The organism is Bacillus sp. RCC_6_1 (assembly GCF_041360755.1).
In the GTDB taxonomy this organism is placed as follows: Bacteria; Bacillota; Bacilli; order Bacillales; family Bacillaceae_G; genus Bacillus_A; species Bacillus_A cereus.
This window is the reverse complement of the sequence record NZ_JBFUPV010000004.1, coordinates 148,625-173,085: the sequence shown is the minus strand read 5'-3', so window position 1 is coordinate 173,085 and position 24,461 is coordinate 148,625. Positions and strand designations below refer to the sequence as shown.

The following is a 24,461-nucleotide window of genomic DNA, read 5'->3' as shown; positions in this document are numbered from 1 at the left end:
TGGCGAAAATTTACAGTGTGTTGATTGAATTTATAAGGAGTCATGTAAAATGAATTTAGAAAAGGCAAAACCAGTAAATGAAGAGGTCGCCGAATTAAAAGAACTTATTAAAGAGTTACACGGAAGTGTGCACCAACTTCAAAGTGAAGTGCAGCAACTAAGGCACGAAAGACCAGTTGTTGAAGTGAGAAAAGGTGTTCAATTATCACCAACAATTGTCGGACAAATTGGTGGTATGATTTTAGGTGGTTTAGCAATTATCGGTATATTTTGGTGATGAAAAAAGGTTTGCAGCACGGATGCTGCAAACCTTTTGTATTTGACGATATAAATTCATGCAATACAACTTTTACATTAAATAACGTAAATATATATAAGCATGTGATAACAAGAGTGCAACAATAGTTAATGGTAAACCAATTTTTAAGAAGTCCATATAAGAGAAGCCATGTCCTTCACGTTTTGCAATACCAGCAACGACTACGTTTGCAGATGCACCGATTAGTGTTCCATTTCCTCCTAAGCAAGCTCCAAGAGATAACGCCCACCATAGTACTTCGATTTGCGGAGAATCGACAGATAGTCCGAGTCCTGTAGCTAAGTCTTGAATAAGAGGAATCATCGTTGCGACAAATGGGATGTTGTCGATTGTCGCAGATGCGATGCCAGATACCCATAAAATAAGTATAGCTGCGAATCCGATGTCACCGTTTGTTACGTCGATTACTTCTCTTGCAAGTGAAGAGATAAGTCCGATATCAATTAACCCGCCAACGAGAACAAATAATCCGGCGAAGAAGAAAATGGTTACCCATTCAACATGGGCAAATACATCTTCAATATCATGTTCTTTCACGCCGATTAACATAAGAAGTGTAGCGCCTGTCATCGCGATAACAGCAGCGTCTACATGAATAATCGAATGAAGTACGAAGCCTAAAATAGTTAGTCCTAAAATCGAAATAGATTTTAAAAGGAGGCTTTGATCTTTAATGTAATCTTTTTCGTTTAATGCCATTAGTTTTTCGATTTGTTCAGGTGTTGTTTTTAGTTTGTTACGATACATGAAGTAAATAATGCCAAGTGTCACGATAGAAATAATAATTACGATTGGAGCTAAGTTAAGTAAAAAGGCGTTAAAGTCTAAATGCTTGTTTGCTGATCCAATCATAATATTAGGTGGATCACCGATTAATGTTGCTGTTCCGCCTATATTTGAAAACAGCACTTCTGAAATCAAATAAGGCACAGGATTTACTTTTAAAATACGTGTAATGGATAATGTAACAGGAACGATTAATAAAACAGTCGTTACATTGTCCAAAAATGCTGATCCGACAGCAGTTAATAGGGATAGTAATAATAAAATGCGAATCGGTTTTCCACCAGCTGCTTTTGCCGCTTTAATGGCCACAAATTCAAAGACGCCTGATTGACTCGTAATATGTACGAGAATCATCATCCCAATTAAAAGGGTAATCGTTTCCCATTGAATATGTGATGTGAAAGCAGTATGTAAATCTACAACTCCAAAAATAATCATAATAGCAGCACCGAATAGTGCGATTACAGCACGATTCAATTTCTCAGAAATAATAAATCCGTACGTGATTAAAAATACGGCAATTGCAAAATAATATTGCCAATTTGCTACTTCATGTGCTGACTGTTCCAATCATGTCACCTTCTTTAAATTATGTATTCAATTGTCGAAATGTATCTCGCTGCAATAATACGGGATAAAATATATTGTAGCAAATTCAAAAAAGAAAGAAAACTATTTAACAAAGTGAAGGAAAAAATGTATTTTTTACATATCATATAAAAAATATAAAAAACACAGTGCAAATTATTAGGAAAAGTGAGCGTTGTCCTCTAATATAGAGATAGCAATTTACATTATTTTTGCGTAAAATGGTTTAAAGAGGTGAATTCCGATGGAAATAGTAAAAGATAGTTCTCTTATTCAAAATGAAATTGAACGTTTTGTAAATAAAGATGTATATATTCATTTAGAAACGACAAACGGAGCGTATGCATCACACATAAATGAAAAGATGATGACAGTTGGTGCTTTCATTCGAAATGCGATTATCCGTTTTGAACGCGGGAAGATAACTGGAACAAATCCATACCGAGTTGGTTTGAAAATGGATCACGGTTGGGTATATGCTGAAGGTATTACGCACTGGGAAGTAGACGATCAAGAGCGTTTATTATTAGCTGGACATGATAATTTAGGTCGTCTAGCAGTTGCACTTGAGTTAAGCTTAACACCATTTAAGTAAGAAGGAGGGAAACTTATGGAGAGACATGTACTTGTTGTATTTCCGCATCCAGATGATGAAGCATATGCTGCGGGAGGAACAATTCGCTTATTAACAGATCAAGGAGTACCTGTAACGTATGCATGTGGTACTCTAGGACAAATGGGACGTAACATGGGTAAGAACGTATTCGCTAACCGTGAAACGATTCCACATATCCGTAAGAAAGAATTGAAAGATGCTTGTGAAGCGATGGGTATTAAAGATTTAAGAATGCTTGGCTTCCATGATAAAACGTTAGAATTTGAAGATGTTGATTTCGTTGCTGACAAAATTGAAGCAATTATTCAAGAAGTAAATCCATCTCGAATTATTACATTTTATCCAGAGCACGGTGTACATCCAGATCATAATGCATTTGGCCGCGCTGTCGTTCGCGCTGTATCACGTATGCCAAAAGAAGAGCGCCCAGTTATCCATGCTGTTGCGATTACGAAAAATCGTGAAGCAGTATTAGGAGAACCGGATGTTGTAAATAACATTAGTGAAGTATTTGATCATAAATTAACTGCATTAGGTGCGCACCGTTCACAAACAGAAGCAATGCTTGAAGACACGCATGCAAAAATAAAAAACAAAGATGCAGCAACATTAAAATGGCTGCAACTTGAACAGTTTTGGACTTATAAATGGGAGTAGGCTAGAAGGATACCTTCTAGTTGCTCTTACATAGAAAAAGCGCCGTCACTTGTGATGGCGCTTTTTCTTGTTGAAGACTATATATTTCTTAGGGTGCTTCAAAATTTTTAAATTAACGTGCAGTATAGCCTCCATCAACAAGAAGTGTTGTACCGTTAACAAAACTAGCATCATCACTTGCTAAAAATAAGACAGCTTTAGCGACTTCTTCTGGTGTTCCAAGTCTGCCTTGTGGATGAAGTGAAGCTAAATATTCTTTCTGTTCAGGATTAACACTACCAAGTAAAGGGGTGTCAATATAACCGGGGCACACCGCATTAATACGTATTCCATATTTAGCGTAGGCAGTACATAAATTTTGAGTTAATAGTTTCACACCACCTTTTGCAGAGGAGTATGCTGTTGGGGTAGGTAATGAAACAAAACTATGAATCGAACCAGCGTTAACGATGACACCACCTGTACCTTGTTTAAGGAATTGTTCAATCGAATATTTATCAGAAAGGAATACCCCAGACAAATTAATATCAATAGTTCTTTTCCACTTTTCATAGGATAATTCGTTTGCTGGTGCATCATCAGCAACGCCGGCATTGGCATACATAATATCTAATTTACCGTATGTACTTACTGTCTCATGAATTAGCTGTTTAATATCTGCCTCTTTTGTTACATCAGTTTTAATAAATAACGTATTATATCCATGTGCATTCAATTCATCTGATAGTTCTTTTCCACGTTCAGAAAAGTCAGCAATAACTACTTTTGCACCTTCTTCGATAAAAAGACGAACAGTAGATTCGCCAATTCCACTTGCACCACCAGTTATGATTGCTACTTTGTCTTTCAATTTCATATAAACCTCTCCATTCATCAATGAATTTAAGTCGAATTTTTAAATCTGGTTATATCACTATTAACCTTAAATAGTAAGTAGATCGAAGAAAAAGCTCGCGTTTACTTAATTGTGAGAGTGCTATTTTTTCTTTAGTGTACTTTTTGATACAGTTATGGACGAAAATATTAATTTGGTCAATTTTATCATTAGATTGAATATTTGGTAAAGAGCTCTCGAACAGAGCGAGTACGGATGCTGAAAAATTAAAATAAACATGCAGTATTATTTGTAGGGTAAGGAACAAGGGGGGAGAGAAGCATAACGAAAACTACTACTCTAGTTAAATAGGAAAAAGCCTTGCAGGGGGGCAAGGCTTTAAACAGGGTATTAAAAATTATTGATTTATTAAGAATAACTTCTTCTTGTGAATAAACTAATTTTAGCATGATAACTCATATGTATGTGTTACGAATTTGTGAATAAAAACTCAATGATAAAAGTATGAGTGAAAGGAAATAATGTATTTGAAATATGTATTATTACAGAAAGTTCAGTTGAAATAGTGAGGAAAATAAAAAAGTGCAATGAGCAAAATGATTAAGAGACGAATTATATGAAAGATTAGTTGAACGCCTAATATTTAATTTGTTTTACTATATTATTAATTCCGATGATACAAAATTCAAGAAATGACTTATCAATATAAAAACAAAAAGTCCTTAGAATCTACGGCTTTAATATGAAAAGATTTTAATCATTGGGCATAAGGGAATTCTATATTGATTGGTTGAAAGAGGGGATTTGTATATGTAATTTCTTTTTTCATTTAATTCTTTAGAACCTATTTTTAATAATGTATATAAGAAGCGTATATTTTGAATTATTTAATAGAATAATATATATTTATATTGATTTAGTGATTTTAGTTTGTTAAAAATGGGGAAATCGATATGAAGGTTAAATTTGCCGTAATAAAAGATGAGAGCTTTGATTGTAGTTTATTGGAAACAAAATTATTGAAAACTTTTAAAGAAGTAGATTGTGAAGCAGATATTGTAAAGGTTGAGGATGAAATTTTTGAAAACAATGATGTACAAACGCATTTATCAGAAATAACCATTCATGTTACTGGAAAAAATATTGGATATAGATCCGTTTCAGCCAGTATATTTATTGTTCTAGAGAGTTTATCAATACAGCTATTTCGTATTCATATTAGTATACTTTAAGCAGTTCAAAAATTGGCTTCTTCAGAAAATCATACTGATTATATGGAGTTGTAAATATGAAAACAATAGAAATTATCGTAGGTGCTCCCGAATGGTGGATTGCACCTTGTTTGTTGTTAAATAAACAAGGGATTCCTTTTCTAATTTTAATGTATCTCAACGCTAATTTATAAATAGAAGAATGGAAACATGTGAGTAATTCAATTAGATTGTACAAAAAATTTGGTACGCGGATATACGCAATGTATTCACAGGTAAGAGGGTTGTCTCATAATATATATAGATTTTTCTATTAAGATGAACAGAGGGTGTGAATATATGGAAGATGTTTACGCTAAAATTGACAATCTCAAGGCGGAGCAAAAAGAAATTATGAGAGACATTCGAAATTTAGAAACGCGTACCACTATTAATGAGAAAGACATAGCAACAATCAATAAGCAATTAGAAAAAATAAGTACAAACACTACTTGGATTTTGCGAATTATTATTAGCGCGATAATAATGTCAGTTTTAGGATTAATATTAAAAGGAATGATTTAGTCTTGTGAAATAGGACGATATAAAAGAAAGAGGGGAACTCCCTCTTTCTTTATGTAAATGAGAAACTATACCTTTTCCGTTTCCTTTTCGTCTGCATACTTATCCTCTAAGGAAATTAATAGAGGGATTGATATAGTTACTAGAATGATTAAAGTAGTTATAAAAGATTTAGAAAGAGAAAAAGAACCTTCAATTAAAGGTGATAAAAACTTGAATGAAAGTATACTTGTTATGAAGGAAATTACTAAAAAGCTAAAAAGAGAGGTATTTTTATTCTTTATAGATGCCTCTATAAAGTCTTTAACACAGGTTATTACAACAAATATAGTTAATATGATAAGAGAAACAAAATAATGTGTTAAATTCGTCATACTAATAGTAGAATCGTCTATTATGTAAGCAAGTAACTTAGATACTAATATTCCTCCAAACAATAAAATAATAAAAGCAAGTAATCCTTCCGATATATAAGTGCTGAAATTGTTTTTCTTGTTAAAAAGCTTATAGTTCAGAGTAGATTGGATTATTTGAATTAGGAATAGGGTAATAATCCATACATAATACACAAAGGGTAATTCTCCTGAGAATAGAGAAATTAGGAAGTTTACTACTGTCCTTAAAATTTCAATCATTACGAAAATCCTCCTACTTGTTCAACTTTATGACATTAGGAATATATGAGTCTATCATTTTATAATCAGGTTCATTAATTCAAACTATTTCTAATTATTCCATAATAAGGCGTTCATATCAAGTTGTTATCTTTTATGGCGTTTATTATTTGTTCACTAATATAAAAAGAGCATTCGAAATGATAATACTAGAAAAATAAAATTAATATGTAATATAATTGAAAAAGTATATTTAAAAATCGATGTTAATATTACCCTCCTATAAGTATTAACATACGTAATTGAGGTGTTTTCTTTGTTGTTTTATGACCGGATTTCTATAATGGCCCCTCCTGTTCCGTAGCTAAGGAAAGTCTTTTTATTTCTGAGATTTTCAAAGTTATAGGAGGGTATGAAAAATGAAAAAAGTCTCAGTACCATCACTTTTGTTAATGATTATTCTTGTCGCATTTCCGCAAATTAGTGAAACGATTTACACACCGTCTTTACCGGACATTTCAAAGGCGTTACATGTAAGTAATAATGAGGTGCAGTTAACGCTTAGTGTGTATTTTGCTGGATTTGCTTTAGGTGTATTTTTTATTGGATGGCTATCAGATATAATTGGCCGTCGCCCAGCAATGTTATTTGGAATTGTCGTATATGGCGCTGGGAGTTTCTTGTGCTTTATTGCAAATTCCATTGAAGTTTTATTGGTAAGTCGTTTTATTCAAGCGTTTGGAGCAAGTGCAGGATCAGTTGTGACGCAAACGATTCTTCGTGAAAGTGTAGAAGGGCATAAGAGGCATGTTATGTTTGCTCAAATTTCAGCAGTCATTGCTTTTACACCAGCGATAGGACCGTTAATTGGTGGCTTTCTTGATCAAATGTTTGGATTTAAAATAGTATTTTTAAGTTTAGTAGTTATGAGTATCGGTATTTTTCTGTATACGTTTGTTTCTCTTCCTGAAACAAAAACGGGCTCAGTAACGAATAAAATAAATGTATTTTCAGTCTTGAAGAGGTTAATTACAAATCCAAAAGTGGTAACGTATGGGCTATTAATTGGAGGAGCAAATGGTGTTTTATTTAGCTATTATGCAGAAGCGCCGTTTATCTTTATTGAATACTTTCAGTTATCGCCTAGTATGTATGGCTTTCTAGGAATTGTTGTAGCGTCTGCTTCTATTGTTGGAGCGAAAATTTCAAAACGTTTACTTGCTACTTATAAACCAGAGAAAATTATATATATCGGTTGTCTCGTAATGACAGGAGGAGCTATCTTTTTATCTGTTATTACGTTTGTGGGATCAAATCCGAATGTAATATATATGGTTGTATTTTTAATAGCGATGTTTATATTGTTATTAGGGATTGGAGTAGCGTTACCTAATTGTTTAAGTTTAGCGTTAGTAGATTTTCAAGATGTCATTGGTACAGCTGGTGCATTGTTTAGTTTAGGGTACTATGTAATTGTAACGATGACAATTTGGGGAATGAGTCAGCTGCATACAGGCTCGTTAATGGTGATGCCACTTTATTTTCTGGTTATAGTAGTTATAATGGCAGTGTTTACTAGGGTGTTTATCTTTTGTAAGCAAACTTCGAAATCGATTTAAATATGAAATCATAAAAGAGTCTCATTTTTTAATGAGACTCTTTTATATTTTATCCCGTTGTTTTGAGGCAGAAAGGTTTCTGCCTCAAAATTTGGCTGGGGTAAAGAAGTTAGTAGTTTATTAATATATTAAATTTCTCATTGGTATATAAATTGAATGTGTGGGAAATTACGTTATTAACTATAAAGGTTGAAGTATTTGAGATATGAAACCGAGGAAGATAGCATCTCCTCGGTTATTTATATTGTAATAATATACATACCGGAATCATATTGAACAGATGTATTTTATTGTTAATTTAGTTAAAAATTAATCTTACTTATGTATAATAATTTATTGAAAAAATAATTGAATTTTTCAGATTAATGAATTAATATAAGGTAAGTAATTTTAAGATTTATAGAATATTGGAAGATGAAAGGTTTTGAGAATTTTATTAGGAGCGCAAAACGATTTTAGGATAGCTTTAAAGCTAGTGTAAAATGACGTTTGCTTCATCATTTTCAGGGCCGAAAGGAGTTAGGGGAAAGCATCTTGTGTTAAAATGCGGCTATGAATCATCTAAGAGGGGGAAGTGAAGTGGCAAACAAAGAATTGAAAAGAGGTTTAGAAGCACGTCATATTCAAATGATTGCTTTAGGCGGAACGATTGGTGTTGGTTTGTTTATGGGATCAGCCAGCACAATTAAATGGACAGGTCCGTCAGTAATGCTTGCTTATGCAATTGCAGGTATTTTCATCTTCTTCATCATGCGTGCCATGGGAGAAATGTTGTATATGGAGCCAAGTACAGGCTCATTTGCGACATTCGGTCATAAGTATATTCATCCACTAGCTGGTTATATGACAGCGTGGAGTAACTGGTTCCAGTGGGTTATCGTTGGGATGTCAGAAATTATCGCGGTTGGAGCGTATATGCAATATTGGTTCCCGGATTTACCAGCTTGGATACCAGGTATAATTGCAATGGTTATTCTTGGTGCAGCTAACTTAATTTCTGTGAAGTCATTTGGTGAATTTGAATTTTGGTTTGCGATGATTAAAATCGTTACGATTCTATTAATGATTATTGCAGGATTTGGCCTTATTTTCTTCGGAATTGGTAACGGCGGAGAAGCGATTGGCATATCTAATCTTTGGTCAAATGGCGGTTTCTTTACAGGTGGTTTTTCAGGATTCTTCTTTGCATTATCACTTGTAGTTGGAGCGTATCAAGGTGTGGAATTAATCGGTATTACTGCTGGTGAAGCGAAGGATCCAAAGAAGACACTTACAAGAGCGATTCAAAGTACAATTTGGCGTATTTTAATTTTCTACATCGGTGCTATTTTCGTTATTGTAACTGTGTATCCGTGGGATCAATTAAGTACAATTGGTAGCCCGTTCGTAGCAACTTTTGCGAAGGTTGGTATTACGGCAGCAGCTGGCCTTATTAACTTCGTTGTTATTACAGCAGCAATGTCTGGTTGTAATAGTGGTATTTATAGTGCTGGACGTATGCTGTATACGTTAGGTGTAAATGGACAAGCACCGAAATATTTCACGAAACTTTCTGGAAATGGTGTACCTTTATTCGGTACAGTTGGTGTAATTATCGGTTTAGCGGTTGGTGTTGTTTTAAGTTATATCGCACCGAAAAACTTATTCGTATATGTATATAGTGCGAGTGTACTTCCTGGTATGGTACCATGGTTCGTCATTTTAATTAGTCAAATTCGTTTTAGGAAAGAAAAGGGAGCAGAGATGAAAGATCATCCGTTCAAAATGCCATTTGCTCCTGTAACAAACTATTTAACAATTGCCTTTTTAATTATGGTATTAATCGGAATGTGGTTTAACGATGATACACGCATTTCATTAGTTGTAGGTATTATTTTCTTAGCTATCGTTACAATTAGTTTCTATGCTTTCGGAATAGGAAAGCGAGCTCCGTTAGACGTTCAAAATAATAAAGAGATTTCAAGTAAATAAAGAAGAGGCTGTTCATCTGGAACAGCCTTTTCTTATTGTTGTTATTTGTCGATAAATCGATATAATTTATCGAATCGTTGATATAATTTGATTTGTGATAGATATATTCGAAAAATCGTTAATATAATTTCACATACTACCTATCACTATCATGATTAAAATTTCTCTAATACGATTTTCCCAATGGTGTGCCCGCTTTCAAGTAGTGCATGTGCTTTTTTTTAGTTTTCAGCGTTAATCGGTGTTAATGTTTCATTTAAAGTAAGAATTCTTTACTTCTATATTATAGATGGTGAAATACTACTATGTAAAAAAATACCCTTTTTTTTTATGCAAGCTGTACTGATAGTCTAGAAGGAGTTTATTTCTAAAAAGAAGAATTTTTTACTGTATTACTTTATCCAAAACTAAATGTAAAGGTGGATACATAATGACAGTAAAGAAACTTTATTTCATCCCAGCAGGTCGTTGCATGTTGGATCATTCGTCTGTTAACAGTGCGTTAACACCGGGGAAACTATTAAACTTGCCGGTGTGGTGTTATCTTCTGGAGACGGAAGAAGGTCCTATTTTAGTAGACACAGGTATGCCAGAAAGTGCAGTTAATAATGAAGGGCTTTTTAACGGTACATTTGTTGAAGGACAGATTTTACCGAAAATGACTGAAGAAGATAGAATCGTGAATATATTAAAGCGTGTAGGGTATGAGCCGGACGACCTTTTATATATTATTAGTTCTCACTTACATTTTGATCATGCAGGAGGAAACGGTGCTTTTACAAATACACCAATTATTGTGCAGCGAACGGAATATGAGGCAGCACTTCATAGAGAAGAATATATGAAAGAATGTATATTACCGCATTTGAACTACAAAATTATTGAAGGGGATTATGAAGTGGTACCAGGTGTTCAATTATTGTATACGCCAGGTCATTCTCCAGGCCATCAGTCGCTATTCATTGAGACGGAGCAATCCGGTTCAGTTTTATTAACGATTGATGCATCGTACACGAAAGAGAATTTTGAAGATGAAGTGCCGTTCGCAGGATTTGATCCAGAATTAGCTTTATCTTCAATTAAACGTTTAAAAGAAGTTGTGAAAAAAGAGAAACCAATTATTTTCTTTGGTCATGATATAGAGCAGGAAAAGAGTTGTAGAGTGTTCCCGGAATATATATAGTGCAAAAAGTCATGAGTTCGCGTGCTCATGACTTTTTCGTTTAAATAATTTTTTTAAATAAATTATAAACTTTTTTTGAACTATCTTCGTTTAACTGATAGTACGTAAGGTTTACATCATCAGGAGTATCTTGCTGCGCAATCATCACTTCGCTGCTGTGATGATCAACTACCCATATGAAATATTTTTTATAAGTTCCATCCTCGAAAGTAATCCACATATCACAATCTATTAAATCTGATCCTTCTTCATCCAATGTTAATTTGCCTTTTTTTGCGGTATTCATACTGTTAATAAACGTTTTTAATTCACCTGTTTTTGTGAGAAAGATATCCTTTTTTGTTTTAATTGATTCTACATGTATATCTTTTATTTCCTGTTTACCTAAAAAAACAGGAGGCTCATTTGGATCTCGCGAGCTTGAAATAATAGTAGCTTTCTTTTTCGGTTTGTTTGCAGTATAGAGATCTTGAATAGATTTTCCCGAGTTTATAAACCATACAATTCCACAAATAATCAATACGCTGCCTAGCAATAAAATAATTTTTTTAATAGGATTTTCTCCTCTCTATTACTTCGTGTGAAGAGCTTTTCTATTAATATATGATAGGTAAGCGTAAAGTATTATAGTTGAACTTGGTTATGCTTCACAGTTTTTATCGGGCGATCTATGAGTAAATTGTAAGTGAGCCCAATTAATACGAAAATGCCACCGATAACTTTCCCGATCGAGAGTTCATTTGTCAGGAAGAAATCAATAATAGTCCCCGCAAATAATTGTCCGATAAAGATGAGTAATGTTAAATAAAAGGCTGATATTTTAGGAGTAATATAGTTGGATAATGAAATAACGATAACGCCTACTAATCCGCCTAAGTACACGGCGATAGGAATAGATTGCAACGTATGAATAGGGATATACAATGAATCTGAACTGAAAATTAAAAATAACATAGAGAAAAATAATCCAGTAATATAATTGAAAAACGTGCCTTCCCAGTTTCCAATTTCCTTTGCTAAATTCGCGTTAATAATTCTAGCAACGACGATAGAAACACCAGCTAAAATAGCGATAGTAATATATAACATATTTTTGCCCCCATTAATAAATTGTCATGATAATAATCCCAGAAGAGATGAATGCTAATCCAACTAGTTTTTTCTTTTCAAACTTTGCAACTTTCATTCCTAATAAGCCGAAATGATCGATAATGATGGAAGCAATGGATTGGCCGAGTAAACTTAATGCGATCGTAATAGAGGCACCAAGGACGGAGAAACTTATATTATTAAAAAGAACAGTGAATACTCCAATCGCTCCAGCGCTATATAAAAAAAGCGGAATACCTTTATCGAAATGAATTTTATGTTTGTTTATGATTAAAACGAAAATAACTGCAATTAAACCGACAAGGTGAATGACAACGCTTGCTGTATACTTTCCAATTAACTCGGATAAAATTCCATTCAATGGAAGCATAACGGCGATGAGCACACCAATAAAGACAGAAAGAAAGTTATACAATGTAATATCCCCTTTATATTTCATATTTGTAATGACTGTATCATGCTGAAATTGTGTATTGTTATGACATATGTCATAGTGGAAGAAGAAAATTTTGATTACAATGGGGATGAGTTGTAAAGGTGGGGAACTATGAAGAAAGTATGTAATTCTATTAAATTAGCAGAGTATATAAAGCAAAATAATATTGATTCATTTTTTAGTCATGATATGAAGCCATATATGGAACTTATATTTTTTAAAAAGAATGAGTTTATTTGTAGAGAAAATGAAGAGATAGATTATTTATATTTCTTTGTTGAAGGAAAAGCGAAAGCATTTAACACATTAAGTAACGGAAAATCGGTATTATTATGTTTTTACGATAGTTTGCAGTTACTTGGAGATGTGGAGTTAATTCATTCTCAAAGAATCACTTCAAACGTACAAGTGATGGCAGATTCGTATTGTGTGGGTTTACCTTTAGGAAAGGTGAGAAATAAGCTATTTCATGATGCGAAATTTTTAAGATGTATTTGCGGATCATTAGCACATAAATTAAACCGACTTTCCAAAAACAGTACAATTAATTTATTGTATCCGCTTGAAAATAGACTTGCGAGTTACATGTTAGCAGCAGGAGAACGAGCAGTTCAGCATGAAAATAGAATTGTGTTTAGTGGGAATTTAACGGAAATAGCGGAGTTGTTAGGAACGAGCTATCGGCATTTATTACGTACTTTGAATCTCTTTTGTGATAAAAATATAATTAACAAAAACAATGGTTGTTTTGAAGTAGTGAATGTAGAAGTTTTGCGGGAATTGGCTGCGGATGTTTATAAATAATATATTAAAGTAGGGATTAAGATGAAAATAGCTATAATTTCAGATATCCACGGAAATAGTCACGCTTTAAAATCGGTATTAAAAGATATTACACGTCGCAAGGTCGAAATGATAATAAATTTAGGAGATAGTGTGTATGGGCCGTTAGATCCTTTAGAGACAATCGATATATTAATGAGTAGCGAGATGATACATATTAAAGGTAATTGTGATCGCATGCTTTGGGAGACAATACAAGAGCAGTCTGCTACACTAACTTTTGTCCAAAATCAATTAACAAAAGATCATATAGATTGGTTAAAACAACATCCTTCACAATTTATTGTAGACGATATGTTATGCTGTCACGGTACGCCAACTTCAGATGAAGTGTATTTGTTAGAAGAGATGAATGAGAATGGTGCAATATTAAAGAATGAAAAAAATATAATGGATCAACTCCAAAATATAGAACAAAAAATAATAGTATGTGGTCATACACATATTCCTAGAGTTGTTTATTTAGCGAACGGAAAGATCATTATAAATCCAGGAAGTGTAGGACTTCCAGCATACAAAGATGAGTTACCTGTTATGCATAAAATGGAATCAGGAACTCCGCATGCAAAATATGTAGTGATAGAAAAGGTTTTGGGAGAATGGACAATTGAACAAATTTCAGTTCCTTATAATTGGGAAGAAGCTGCTGGATTGGCTGTTCAACAAGAAAGATATGACTGGGCACAGGCGCTAAAGACTGGGAAGATAGAATGAAGGGGAGTTTACTTTATGGTAAACTGCTCTTTTTTATTTTGAGTAGATATTGAATTATATAAAAATAAAATGTTATGATTATGGAAACGTATGAATATATGAACAAGTATTCATATGTAAAGGAAGGAGGGATTAGAATGAAAGACCTAATTATTATTGGAGCGGGTCAAGCTGGATTAACAATGGGATATTACTTGAAGCAAGAAGGATATAATTTTTTATTACTTGAGGCAGGAAACCGAATTGGGGATTCATGGAGAAATCGATATGATTCTTTGCAGCTTTTTACCCCAAGGTCTTACAGTAGCTTGCCGGGTATGGCGTTAATAGATGAAAAAAATGAATTTCCATGTAAAGATGAAATTGCAACTTATTTAGAAGAATATGCAAGACATTTTCAATTACCGGTACAATTACAAACGGAAGTTCTAAAAATAAAGAAAGAAAAAGAAATATTTGAATTACATACTCCTACAGAAATTTTACAAACGAAAAAAGTTATTATCGCATCAGGTGGTTTTCAGCAACCATTTATTCCCTCAGTTTCAGCAAATCTATCATCACATATTTTTCAAATACATTCATCACAATATAAATCATCACCGCAAATTCCACAGGGGAAGGTACTTGTAGTAGGTGGCGGAAATTCAGGAATGCAAATAGCAGTAGAACTTGCAAAAACGCATGAAGTTATGTTGTCTATTAGTCATCCTTTAACGTTTTTACCGTTACAACTTTTTGGAAAAAGTATTTTTAATCTGCTAGAAAAAATGGGTTTATTGTACGCTGAAATAAATACAAAGAGGGGAAGATGGTTTCAGAAGAGAAAGGACCCTATTTTCGGTTTTGAAGGTAAGAAACTTATTCGTAATGGAGCAATCAAACTGCAAGAAAAAGTAGTAAGTGCATCAGGAAATAACATTATGTTTCAGAATGGTGATATTTATAGTGCAGAAAGCGTTATATGGTCAACTGGTTTTGTTCAAAATTATAATTGGATTGAAATTGAACAGGCAGTGAATGAGAAAGGATTTCCTAATCATATAAAGGGAATCAGTCCAGTAAAAGGATTGTATTATATCGGTTTACCATGGCAATCTCAAAGGGGTTCCGCACTTATTTGTGGTGTAGGAAAGGATGCAGCGTATGTACTTTCTGAAATCAAAAAAATAGATCAGTAGCGATAACTACTGATCATCCATATGTACATGAATTAGGAGAGGTCAAACATTTATTAACTTTATTATAATAGATTTTCACGGAATTAAAAACTGAAAATTCAAATTTAATGTTGAGAAAGTTTTTTGTATCGAAATATATGAAAGAATAGGGATTTTTATTGAAACAGAAAAAGATATTTCTATTTTAGTAAATTATGATATAGTCTAAATAAGCGTGTTTTTCCATAAATGTAATTATTTTCATTGTAGTTTTGTTTATATGAGGGAAGGAGAAGTAATTATGAAGTTTGATGATCAACGCTTATTAGGAGTCCGATTAGGTTCTGTACTTGTGACAGAGGAAAATCAATATTTAGTAATTAAGAAAAAAGATCATTATGCACTGTTAAATATACATAATTTAGAATGCACACATGTTGAAGTGCAGTTAGAACATTTGGAAGAAATGTTGCGGGAAGATTTCCAAGAAAGTATAACGGAGATTATCGCACCAGAACATATAAAAATTGTTGCGAAAAATGTTATATAGATAAAGAAGCTGGAAGGAACAGCTTCTTTATTTTCATTATTAGGATAACGTTGTTACAACCTCACCAATGATCCCTTCCATTTGATGAACACCTAAATCGGAATTGGTCATAATAACAGCACCATTCCCGCAGTATGGATAACAAACCATCATACATTGAAATCCAACGCCCCATCCGAGTGAATAAACCTGTAATTCTTCATTAGAATCATCTAGAAAAACACCTAATCCAGTCCATTTTGAGCAACCTTGAGGAGAAATCATGTCTAGTACAAATTTTTGAGAAAGTTTTAGTTTGCCCTTTCCTTGTAAGGAATGAATGATTTCAATGACTAAAGCTGATAAGTTAGTGAAATAAAACAAATGAAAGTTAGTAAGGGGGAACATTTATGGAATTCTGGATGGTTATACTGATATTAGCCTTTGGTTTCATTTATATCGCTGAAAAATTAGCTACAATTGAAAAGAAAAATGATGCGCGTTTAAAGAGAATTGAAGATAGATTACAATTAATTACGAAAGAAAAGGGAATTGTAGAAAGAGAACCTGAAATTAATAAAGAACTACGCCAGCTTGTAGAAGAAGGAAAAAAAGTTACAGCAGTTAAGAGAGTAAGAGAAGCTTTTGGTTTTTCCTTACTAGAAGCGAAGCAATATGTTGATAAATTATAAAAAAGATCATCCATTTGGGTGATCTTTTTCACTGCGCCATGCGTGTATTTACATAAGGGGCGATAATAAAGTGTCCAATTATATGGAACAAACATTTGAGATGAATTGTCTAATATAGGTAATAACTATTTAGCTTGAAAGAAAGGGTTGATAACATGAAAAAGAATACGTTGTTAAAAGTAGGATTATGTGTAGGTTTACTAGGAACAATTCAATTTGTTAGCACAATTTCTTCTGTACAAGCATCACAAAAGGTAGAGAAAACAGTAATAAAAAATGAGACGGGAACCATTTCAATATCTCAGTTAAACAAGAATGTATGGGTTCATACGGAGTTAGGTTCTTTTAATGGAGAAGCAGTTCCTTCGAACGGTCTAGTTCTTAATACTTCTAAAGGGTTAGTACTTGTGGATTCTTCTTGGGATGACAAATTAACGAAGGAACTAATAGAAATGGTAGAAAAGAAATTTCAGAAGCGCGTAACGGATGTCATTATTACACATGCGCACGCTGATCGAATTGGCGGAATAAAAACGTTGAAAGAAAGAGGCATTAAAGCGCATAGTACAGCATTAACTGCAGAACTAGCAAAGAAAAATGGATATGAAGAACCGCTTGGAGATTTACAAACCGTTACAAATTTGAAGTTTGGAAATATGAAAGTAGAAACATTTTATCCAGGGAAAGGGCATACAGAAGATAATATTGTCGTATGGTTACCGCAATACAATATTTTAGTTGGAGGCTGTTTAGTGAAATCTACGTCCGCGAAAGATTTAGGAAACGTTGCGGATGCTTATGTAAATGAATGGTCTACATCGATTGAGAATGTGCTGAAGCGATATAGAAATATAAATGTAGTAGTGCCTGGTCATGGAGAAGTAGGGAACAAAGGATTACTTTTACATACATTGGATTTATTAAAATAAGAAATTGTAGAAATACAAAAGAGAGGAGAAATAATTTTCTCCTCTCTTTCTTCTAACTATATTTAAATGCTGAATCTGTTGATTACGTCAGCATATATTACTGAGATTTTAATTCCAAGTATACAAATACTAGTACTGTCATAATTGCTATAACAACATAAGTAGCATCAAGCATTATAAGTGTTTTTAAAGTTTCAGTCATCGTAATTCACCCCTGTTATAAAAATATAACATGATCTTTTTATTGATTAGATAAGAGATCATAAAGATAAAATGTATATGAAATTTCTTAAGTAGCTTCTATATAAATATATCATATAAATAATGTAAGTAATGTTAAGATAATGTAAATGTATTGTAAATAAAAAGGTTTACAATAAAGACTTTAATAAAAAATGATAGTTCCTTAAAATGACAAATGCGCTCTTCTTTCTATTGAATGATAGAAAGAAGAGCGTATTTTTATATCTATTTCATATGTGATGAATTGCAACTATTTGTACATGGGATTCAAAAATTTTTTCGTTGTATATATTTCTCCAAATTAATTAGCTATTTAAAAGTATCGAAAGATGTGTGTACACTAATGCATATTTTTTAGTGTCAATAAAAATATTATGTCAACAATATGAACTGTCACAAATCTTTATATATTATTGTGATTGATATCACATCACTTTTTTTCAATGGGTATTATGCTTAAGGTGTAATGAATGATTGGGAGAGGGTGGGATGATATGTTTTGTTATCAATGTGAACAAACGCCAGCAGGCGGATGTAAAGTAATGGGTGTGTGCGGCAAGAATGAAACGATTGCGAGTTTACAAGATACGATTGTGTTTGGGCTAAAAGGAATTGCAGCTTATCGCACACATGCTGCTCAGCTAGGATATACGGATGCATTTGTAGATGCTACAACACAAGAAGCTTTATATATGACATTAACAAATTCTAACTTTAACGAACAAGAGCATATTGATATGGCTATGAAAGTGGGGAAATCAGCTTTACGGGTGATGGAATTATTAGATGAGGCACATACGAATCATTTTGGTGTGCCAGAGCCTGTACAAATTACACAAAATCGTGTAGAAGGTAAAGCAATTGTAGTTACGGGTCATAATTTATTTGCACTAGAAGAACTATTAAAGCAAACAGAAGGAAAAGACATTAATATTTATACGCATTCTGAAATGCTACCAGCACACGGATATCCGCAGCTGAAAAAATATAAACATTTAAAAGGAAACATCGGTAAGGCATGGTATGATCAAAGACGCCTTTTTGAAAAATTTACTGGTGCCATATTAGCTACAACGAACTGTGTTATGCCAATTAAAGGCTCGTACTCTGATCGATTCTTTTCATATGACATTGCAGGTTTAGAAGGTGTACAAAAAATTGAAAATGATGATTTTACACCATTAATTCAAAAAGCACTAGAACTTCCAGAAGTACATATGGAGTCGGATGAACAGTTAGTGACAGGGTTTCATCATAATACAGTATTATCATTAGCTCCAGAAATTATTGATGCAGTAAAAGAGGGGAAAATAAAGCGTTTCTTTGTTATCGCCGGTTGTGATGCACCGGGAAAAGGCGGAGAATATTATCGTGAATTAGCAACGTCACTTCCGCCAGAAACGGTTATTTTAACAACTTCTTGCGGGAAATTCCGCTTTAATGATGTGGATTACGGTGTTGTACCTGGTACGGAAATTCCGCGTTACATTGATTTAGGACAGTGCAATAATTCAATTTCTACAGTGAAAATAGCGGCTGCTTTAGCTGATGCTTTCCAATGTGAAGTGAATGAATTGCCAGTAAGTATTGTGCTATCATGGTTTGAACAAAAAGCGGTTGCCATTTTACTCGGGCTATTTAGTCTTGGGATTCAAGATATTCGCATCGGTCCAAAGGCTCCTGAATTTATTTCACCTGGCGTGCTTGATGTATTACAAGAAACATTTGGTTTAAAACTAATTACAAATGCAGCAGAAGACATGGCTATGATGTTATCGTAACGGAAAAGATGTTTTCACTTAATTGTAGCTTTATAAATCATTTGTATGTGTGTGAGTAAACGTACATACAAATGATTATTAATAAAGAAAATCGCTATATCTATAAATTTTATAAAGCTTTTAAAGTGTAACACCACATGCCCATCACCTTAAGATTTTAAGTATCCCCAAAACGAAATTTCTACATGAATATCTATAATTTTACCTCTTTTTCATTTGATTTGAAAATAAGCTTTCTATTTTTAAAAACCAACGATACCACCTCAAATTATATGAATAAAATCCATTCATTTATTAGGAAAATGGATTGAAAATAATAAGGTAGACTAAAAAGTAAAATATTATTTATGATAATCATTCTTTTATAAAATTTAAATTGGAAATAGCCCTACTCATTTTGATTGCGCATTTTCAAAATGGAGGGGCTTTTCTTACTGTAAAATCAATAACTGCAGCTTATTTTGTTGAAAAAATTCTCATTCTTATTTTGAAAGTGATATGGGTACATTTACATGCACATCAATCTTTTATGATGAAGTGGCCCTTGAATATATTATTTTTTATTGACAGACATAAAAATGATTTATTTGCTATATTGATAATTTATAGACGTTATAATAAAATGTTTACGTATATGTAAACTTAATTTATTCTTGTTTGGTTTTATTGTGAGGTTAGGCAGTGTTAATAACAATAAAATAATGAATATATCACCTGCAAAAAGAATGCAACCAATACGGAGAAGATGATTTCGTTAAAAATTCGAAAAATAAGCGTTATTAGCTCTTGAAGAAAAATGACTAGAAAAATTATAAGCATATGGAAAATAGGGTTACACAAAAAGTCCTAAAGGGGGACGGAATTATGGAGAAAAGAAAGTATTCAGTAACACCACAAGATCGAATGAATTATGTATTAGGTCTTTATTCTGCAGATCAACAAATTAATGCAGTTCTTTATTTTCCTGTAGGTATATCCAAGGAAATACTTGAAGAATCAGTAAGGATAACGTTGCAATTGCAACCAGTTTTGAACAGCCGGTTTGTAGAAAATGATATTCCTTACTGGGAGGAACATTCATCTGACACTAACTCATCTATTTGCTTTTTTGCAGAAGGAAATAATCAAGAACTTGAAATAATGGCAATAGATTTTATTAAGGAACCTGGTGATCGTATTCAGGGGCCTATGGTTCAAACGAAATTATTACGGGGCACTACAACAGATATGTTAGTTGTGAAATTGTCTCATCTATGTTCAGATGGTGCAGGAGTCAAGGAATATATTAAATTGCTTGGAATGATATATACTCACCTTTCATTGGGACGGTCTAAGAAGCAAATTATAAAGGAATTTGATGAGGGAAATGAGAGTTGTCGAGATCAATCACATGTATTCAAATACGCTGGAATATCGGACATAAAAAGTGCGTATCGTCCTAACCAAGAACAACAGGCATCGTTATGGTCTTTTCCATCTCAACCTAACAAAAATAAATTTCCCCAAATGTCCGTACGGCGATTGAGCCATGAGCAAACTCTACGTTTAACCCAATGGACAAAAGCTCAACAGGCTACCTTGAATGATGTAATCATGACTGCATACTTCCGAGCTTTATCACATTTCACTGTGTATGCAGAACCTCGCACTGCAGAAAAAATGATTGGCTTGACAATTGATTTACGTCGATATCTGCCTAATAATACAACTGGTGCTATTTGCAACTTATCCGGTATGGAAATGCCAGTGATTAAAATGGAAGACGATGAAACATTTAAGCAGACTCTTGTTCGAGTTAAACAATCAATGGATAAAATAAAGTCTCAAAATCCAGGTCTTTCTTCAGCAGCAGGAATGGAGTTACTGGCAGAAATGAAGCTATCTACAGTGAAGGAAATGTATAATCAGCAATATGAACAGGCTGTACAGATGGGGATGGCGTTGCCATTACTGACAAATTTGGGAGTAATCGCTGAGGAACCTATTCAGTTTGGTGAAATTCAAGCTGAGGACGGGTATATGACATCACCTATTATGTATGCACCATTCTTTTCAATGGGAGCAAGCTCTTATAATGGAAGGCTTACATTTACGATCGGTTATCATGCGCCGGATACATCAAAAGAAAAGGTAGAAAAATTTTTAGATAGTGTTGCTAATCCACTATCAGAAATAAAATAAAAGAGAATATAGAGAACAGATTTCTAATAGAATTGTATTTTGGAGGCTCGTATCATGTACGGATAATCTCTGGAAATTTTCTCTGACCGCACTTGCCTTTATGCTTTATATGCAATGGGAATGGTAGGGAGAAACAATTTGTATCGTGAAAAAACAAGATATAACGGTATGAAAACAATAAAGCAGAGCTGATTTAAATTACACTTTGAATCAGCTCTGTTTTACTAGTTTGATGGCCCTTACAACAAAAAAGGAGGCTGTATCCGGTTAGGGTAAAGCGGATTTTTAATTTTTTTGAAAATAAAGTTGACATCCACAACTACTTAGTCATACAATGTAGTTGTAATAAGTAATACTGAATAGTGTGGTTTTACTCAAAAGCTATTCAGTAAAAAATTCGCCTTAGTACTCTGTGATACTGAATATAAGTCAGACAGAATAGGGGGTAAAGGAGGATCAGGACATGGAAAATTTAACTGAAATGCTAAAAGGTTCACTGGAAGGGTGTGTACTGGAAATCATCAGTCGCCGTGAAACGTATGGCTATGAGATTACCCGCCATCTGAATGATCTTGGGTTTACCGAAGTTGTGGAAGGTACGGTGTATACCATCCTTGTACGATTAGAGAAGAAAAAGCTTGTGAATATTGAAAAGAAACCATCAGATATGGGACCGCCTCGTAAGTTTTATTCATTAAATGAAGAGGGCCGCCAAGAGCTTGAATTGTTTTGGAAAAAATGGGATTTTGTATCGTCAAAAATTAACGTCTTGAAGTCAAAATAGGTTCATAAGATAAAATGTTCCGGCCGATACTTTGGGAATTTCTTGTTCGGTTTTATAAAAAAGGAGGAAAATAAGATGTTAGAAATGTTTAAAAAGTTAATTGGTGATAAAAAAGAGTACAAAATGATGATGGCACGAGTTGAGGCTCTGCCAGAGGACTACCAATTTGTATTTAAGAAAATTCAAAACTACATGTGGAATTTCTCAGCGGGTAACGGGATGGATATGTTACACATACAGTATGAATTAATCGATTTGTTTGAAGCTGGTGCAGCAGAAGGAAGACAAGTGCTTGACATTACTGGGGATGACGTGGCTTCCTTTGCTGACGAACTAGTGGCAAATGCTAAAACTTACGTCTCCAAGTATCGTGAAGATTTGAATGAAAGTATTATGAAGAAATTGAGAAAAAAATAAATGAAATAAGTAATACCGACTGATTAGCTGGTTACACATATGAATTGCCACCATAGCTATTCAGTTATATTTTTAGCTTGGTACTAAGTGATACAGAATATCAGTGGTACTAAATAGATAGAGGTAAATAAATTATCTCCGCAAAACATTTTTATAGGGAGGAAAAAAGTATGAGTAATGCAGCGATTTCTATAAAAGGCTTGAAAAAATCCTTTAAAGACAAGGAAGTTTTAAAAGGGGTAGATTTTGAGGTGCAGCGTGGAGAAATTTTCGCGCTGCTAGGCTCAAATGGAGCGGGAAAGACGACAACGGTTAACATCCTTTCGACGCTAATGAAGCAAGATAGCGGTGAAGTAAGTATTTGCGGATTTGATGTACAGCGTCAACCAGACCATGTTCGTCAAAGTATCAGTTTGACAGGGCAGTTCGCAGCTTTAGACGGTATGCTGACAGGGAGGGAAAACTTGATAATGATCGCCAAATTACGTGGTGTTTCCAATCCCGCTCAAGTTGCTGACAATCTACTTGCAAGATTTAGCCTGACTGATGCGGCAAACCAAAGGGCAGATCAGTATTCAGGCGGGATGAAGCGCCGGCTTGATATCGCGATGAGTTTGATTGGGGCGCCAGCAGTTATTTTTCTTGACGAACCAACGACTGGACTTGATCCTGAAGCGCGAATCGAAGTGTGGGATACAGTCAAGGAACTTGCTGGTAGCGGTACAACTATTTTGCTTACGACTCAGTACTTGGAGGAAGCAGAACAACTGGCAGACCGTATCGCTATTTTGCATGGCGGAAAAATTATTACGACAGGTACTCTTGCTGAACTAAAAGAGATGTTCCCGCCAGCAAAAGTGGAGTATATCGAGAAGCAACCGACATTGGAAGAAATATTCCTTGCGATCATTGGCAAAAAGGAGGAGATGTAAATGAAAAGTAAAACAGGTGTATTACTAGGTCGTTTAATGCGTAACATTATGCGCAGTCCGGATACAATTATTACAGTAGCGATTACACCGATTATGATGATGCTATTATTTGTCTACGTGTTTGGCGGCGCAATAAAAACTGGAACGGAAAACTACGTTAATTATTTATTGCCGGGAATTTTGCTAATGGCTATCGCATCCGGTGTAGCTTACACTTCTGTGCGACTCTTTACGGATGTAAAGAGTGGGCTGATGGCACGTTTCATTACGATGCCTATTAAGCGTTCATCGTTATTGTGGGCTCATGTTTTAACCTCTCTTGTTGCTAATGTACTTACTATCGTTGTAGTTATTCTTGTTGCGCTCTTAATGGGTTTCCGTTCCAGTGCGAATATTCTAGATTGGCTTGCAGTAGCTGGGATACTAGGAATGTTTACGTTAGCGATAACATGGTTGGCTATCATTCCAGGGCTGACGGCAAAGTCTATGGAAGGGGCGACAGCCTACTCGTACCCACTAGTTTTTCTTCCATTTATTAGTTCAGCCTTCGTACCTACCGAAACGATGCCAAAAATTGTTCGTGTGTTTGCGGAGAATCAGCCTGTAACTTCAATCGTGAATGCGATTCGTGCTCTTTTATATGAAGGAACTGTTGGAAACGATATTTGGATTGCGCTCGCTTGGTGCGTCGGAATTATGGTTATTGCTTGCTTCTTTGCTAGTAAAGCATTTAAACGTCAGCTAGGGTAA

General features: G+C 34.1%; 26 protein-coding genes and 2 pseudogenes. 20 read left to right on the top strand and 8 right to left on the bottom strand.

Annotation, left to right across the window (positions count from 1 at the left end; all coding sequences use genetic code 11):
• Positions 1-49 precede the first annotated feature (49 nt).
• The gene (locus AB6801_RS15235; RefSeq protein ID WP_001047304.1) at positions 50-277 is read left to right on the top strand and encodes a coiled-coil domain-containing protein; all 228 of its coding nucleotides are present in this window, start codon (positions 50-52) and stop codon (positions 275-277) included.
• A gap of 72 nt (positions 278-349) precedes the next feature.
• Here AB6801_RS15235 and AB6801_RS15230 read toward each other — a convergent pair whose 3' ends face one another.
• A complete protein-coding gene (locus AB6801_RS15230) occupies positions 350-1,675 on the bottom strand; it encodes an ArsB/NhaD family transporter (protein ID WP_000437992.1) in 1,326 nt (441 codons plus the stop codon).
• 262 nt (positions 1,676-1,937) lie between these two features.
• Here AB6801_RS15230 and AB6801_RS15225 point away from each other — a divergent pair, with 262 nt between their 5' ends.
• Positions 1,938-2,288 carry a YojF family protein gene (locus AB6801_RS15225; RefSeq protein WP_000407045.1) on the top strand — a complete coding sequence of 117 codons (351 nt, stop codon included), beginning with the start codon at positions 1,938-1,940 and terminating at the stop codon, positions 2,286-2,288.
• A gap of 15 nt (positions 2,289-2,303) precedes the next feature.
• On the top strand, positions 2,304-2,966 hold the full coding sequence (gene bshB2, locus AB6801_RS15220) for a bacillithiol biosynthesis deacetylase BshB2 (protein ID WP_000439483.1): 663 nt from the start codon (positions 2,304-2,306) through the stop codon (positions 2,964-2,966).
• Positions 2,967-3,078: 112 nt separating this feature from the next.
• Here the strand turns inward: bshB2 and AB6801_RS15215 are convergent, their stop codons facing one another.
• Positions 3,079-3,822, bottom strand: coding sequence for an SDR family NAD(P)-dependent oxidoreductase (locus AB6801_RS15215; RefSeq protein ID WP_000768017.1), 744 nt, complete (start codon positions 3,820-3,822; stop codon positions 3,079-3,081).
• 932 nt (positions 3,823-4,754) lie between these two features.
• Between AB6801_RS15215 and AB6801_RS15210 the strand changes: the two genes are divergently transcribed.
• Both AB6801_RS15210 and AB6801_RS15205 read left to right on the top strand, forming a co-directional pair.
• The gene (locus AB6801_RS15210) at positions 4,755-5,033 is read left to right on the top strand and encodes a hypothetical protein (protein ID WP_000865018.1); all 279 of its coding nucleotides are present in this window, start codon (positions 4,755-4,757) and stop codon (positions 5,031-5,033) included.
• 318 nt (positions 5,034-5,351) lie between these two features.
• Positions 5,352-5,576, top strand: a complete 225-nt coding sequence (locus tag AB6801_RS15205) for a hemolysin XhlA family protein (protein WP_000390458.1) — start codon at positions 5,352-5,354, stop codon at positions 5,574-5,576.
• A gap of 65 nt (positions 5,577-5,641) precedes the next feature.
• Here the strand turns inward: AB6801_RS15205 and AB6801_RS15200 are convergent, their stop codons facing one another.
• Entirely contained in the window at positions 5,642-6,208 is a 567-nt protein-coding gene (locus tag AB6801_RS15200) for a DUF5823 family protein (protein WP_097999608.1), read from the bottom strand.
• Positions 6,209-6,606: 398 nt separating this feature from the next.
• On the opposite strand from AB6801_RS15200, the gene AB6801_RS15195 reads away from it, so the two are divergent.
• Both AB6801_RS15195 and AB6801_RS15190 read left to right on the top strand, forming a co-directional pair.
• A complete protein-coding gene (locus AB6801_RS15195; protein ID WP_097999607.1) occupies positions 6,607-7,806 on the top strand; it encodes a multidrug effflux MFS transporter in 1,200 nt (399 codons plus the stop codon).
• A 579-nt stretch (positions 7,807-8,385) separates the two neighbouring features.
• On the top strand, positions 8,386-9,777 hold the full coding sequence (locus AB6801_RS15190) for an amino acid permease (protein WP_001284405.1): 1,392 nt from the start codon (positions 8,386-8,388) through the stop codon (positions 9,775-9,777).
• Positions 9,778-9,932: 155 nt separating this feature from the next.
• Here the strand turns inward: AB6801_RS15190 and AB6801_RS15185 are convergent.
• A pseudogene (locus AB6801_RS15185) lies at positions 9,933-10,040 on the bottom strand (zinc-binding alcohol dehydrogenase family protein); the annotation flags it as partial.
• Between the two features lie 167 nt (positions 10,041-10,207).
• On the opposite strand from AB6801_RS15185, the gene aiiA reads away from it, so the two are divergent.
• The gene (aiiA, locus tag AB6801_RS15180; protein WP_000216581.1) at positions 10,208-10,960 is read left to right on the top strand and encodes a quorum-quenching N-acyl homoserine lactonase AiiA; all 753 of its coding nucleotides are present in this window, start codon (positions 10,208-10,210) and stop codon (positions 10,958-10,960) included.
• Positions 10,961-11,000: 40 nt separating this feature from the next.
• Here the strand turns inward: aiiA and AB6801_RS15175 are convergent, their stop codons facing one another.
• The 3 genes from AB6801_RS15175 to AB6801_RS15165 form a co-directional block, all read right to left on the bottom strand.
• Positions 11,001-11,495, bottom strand: coding sequence for a hypothetical protein (locus AB6801_RS15175; protein WP_141530610.1), 495 nt, complete (start codon positions 11,493-11,495; stop codon positions 11,001-11,003).
• A gap of 89 nt (positions 11,496-11,584) precedes the next feature.
• Positions 11,585-12,049 (bottom strand): DMT family transporter, encoded by a 465-nt coding sequence (locus AB6801_RS15170; RefSeq protein ID WP_000965812.1) that lies wholly within the window; start codon positions 12,047-12,049, stop codon positions 11,585-11,587.
• Positions 12,050-12,062: 13 nt separating this feature from the next.
• Positions 12,063-12,509 carry a DMT family transporter gene (locus AB6801_RS15165; protein WP_141530609.1) on the bottom strand — a complete coding sequence of 149 codons (447 nt, stop codon included), beginning with the start codon at positions 12,507-12,509 and terminating at the stop codon, positions 12,063-12,065.
• Positions 12,510-12,617: 108 nt separating this feature from the next.
• Between AB6801_RS15165 and yeiL the strand changes: the two genes are divergently transcribed.
• The 4 genes from yeiL (at position 12,618) to AB6801_RS15145 (ending at position 15,773) form a co-directional block, all read left to right on the top strand.
• Positions 12,618-13,310, top strand: a complete 693-nt coding sequence (gene yeiL, locus AB6801_RS15160) for a transcriptional regulator YeiL (RefSeq protein WP_000754825.1) — start codon at positions 12,618-12,620, stop codon at positions 13,308-13,310.
• A 21-nt stretch (positions 13,311-13,331) separates the two neighbouring features.
• Positions 13,332-14,063 carry a metallophosphoesterase family protein gene (locus AB6801_RS15155; RefSeq protein ID WP_097999605.1) on the top strand — a complete coding sequence of 244 codons (732 nt, stop codon included), beginning with the start codon at positions 13,332-13,334 and terminating at the stop codon, positions 14,061-14,063.
• A 137-nt stretch (positions 14,064-14,200) separates the two neighbouring features.
• Positions 14,201-15,244 carry a flavin-containing monooxygenase gene (locus AB6801_RS15150; protein WP_097999604.1) on the top strand — a complete coding sequence of 348 codons (1,044 nt, stop codon included), beginning with the start codon at positions 14,201-14,203 and terminating at the stop codon, positions 15,242-15,244.
• A gap of 280 nt (positions 15,245-15,524) precedes the next feature.
• A complete protein-coding gene (locus AB6801_RS15145; protein WP_000666948.1) occupies positions 15,525-15,773 on the top strand; it encodes a hypothetical protein in 249 nt (82 codons plus the stop codon).
• A 39-nt stretch (positions 15,774-15,812) separates the two neighbouring features.
• On the opposite strand, the pseudogene AB6801_RS15140 reads toward AB6801_RS15145, so the two are convergent.
• A pseudogene (locus tag AB6801_RS15140) lies at positions 15,813-16,124 on the bottom strand (penicillin-binding protein); the annotation flags it as partial.
• Between the two features lie 38 nt (positions 16,125-16,162).
• Between AB6801_RS15140 and AB6801_RS15135 the strand changes: the two are divergent.
• From AB6801_RS15135 to AB6801_RS15100, 8 genes are all read left to right on the top strand, one after another.
• A complete protein-coding gene (locus AB6801_RS15135) occupies positions 16,163-16,444 on the top strand; it encodes a hypothetical protein (RefSeq protein WP_000397715.1) in 282 nt (93 codons plus the stop codon).
• Positions 16,445-16,599: 155 nt separating this feature from the next.
• Positions 16,600-17,373 carry a BcII family subclass B1 metallo-beta-lactamase gene (gene bla2, locus AB6801_RS15130; RefSeq protein WP_044584721.1) on the top strand — a complete coding sequence of 258 codons (774 nt, stop codon included), beginning with the start codon at positions 16,600-16,602 and terminating at the stop codon, positions 17,371-17,373.
• 737 nt (positions 17,374-18,110) lie between these two features.
• Positions 18,111-19,397, top strand: coding sequence for a hydroxylamine reductase (gene hcp, locus AB6801_RS15125; RefSeq protein ID WP_016512509.1), 1,287 nt, complete (start codon positions 18,111-18,113; stop codon positions 19,395-19,397).
• A gap of 864 nt (positions 19,398-20,261) precedes the next feature.
• Entirely contained in the window at positions 20,262-21,578 is a 1,317-nt protein-coding gene (locus AB6801_RS15120; RefSeq protein WP_370941102.1) for a condensation domain-containing protein, read from the top strand.
• Between the two features lie 463 nt (positions 21,579-22,041).
• Entirely contained in the window at positions 22,042-22,362 is a 321-nt protein-coding gene (locus AB6801_RS15115) for a PadR family transcriptional regulator (RefSeq protein ID WP_000429488.1), read from the top strand.
• A 75-nt stretch (positions 22,363-22,437) separates the two neighbouring features.
• Positions 22,438-22,779 carry a DUF1048 domain-containing protein gene (locus AB6801_RS15110; protein ID WP_000891986.1) on the top strand — a complete coding sequence of 114 codons (342 nt, stop codon included), beginning with the start codon at positions 22,438-22,440 and terminating at the stop codon, positions 22,777-22,779.
• A 170-nt stretch (positions 22,780-22,949) separates the two neighbouring features.
• Entirely contained in the window at positions 22,950-23,711 is a 762-nt protein-coding gene (locus AB6801_RS15105) for an ABC transporter ATP-binding protein (RefSeq protein ID WP_058839644.1), read from the top strand.
• Positions 23,712-24,461 carry an ABC transporter permease gene (locus AB6801_RS15100; protein ID WP_097999602.1) on the top strand — a complete coding sequence of 250 codons (750 nt, stop codon included), beginning with the start codon at positions 23,712-23,714 and terminating at the stop codon, positions 24,459-24,461.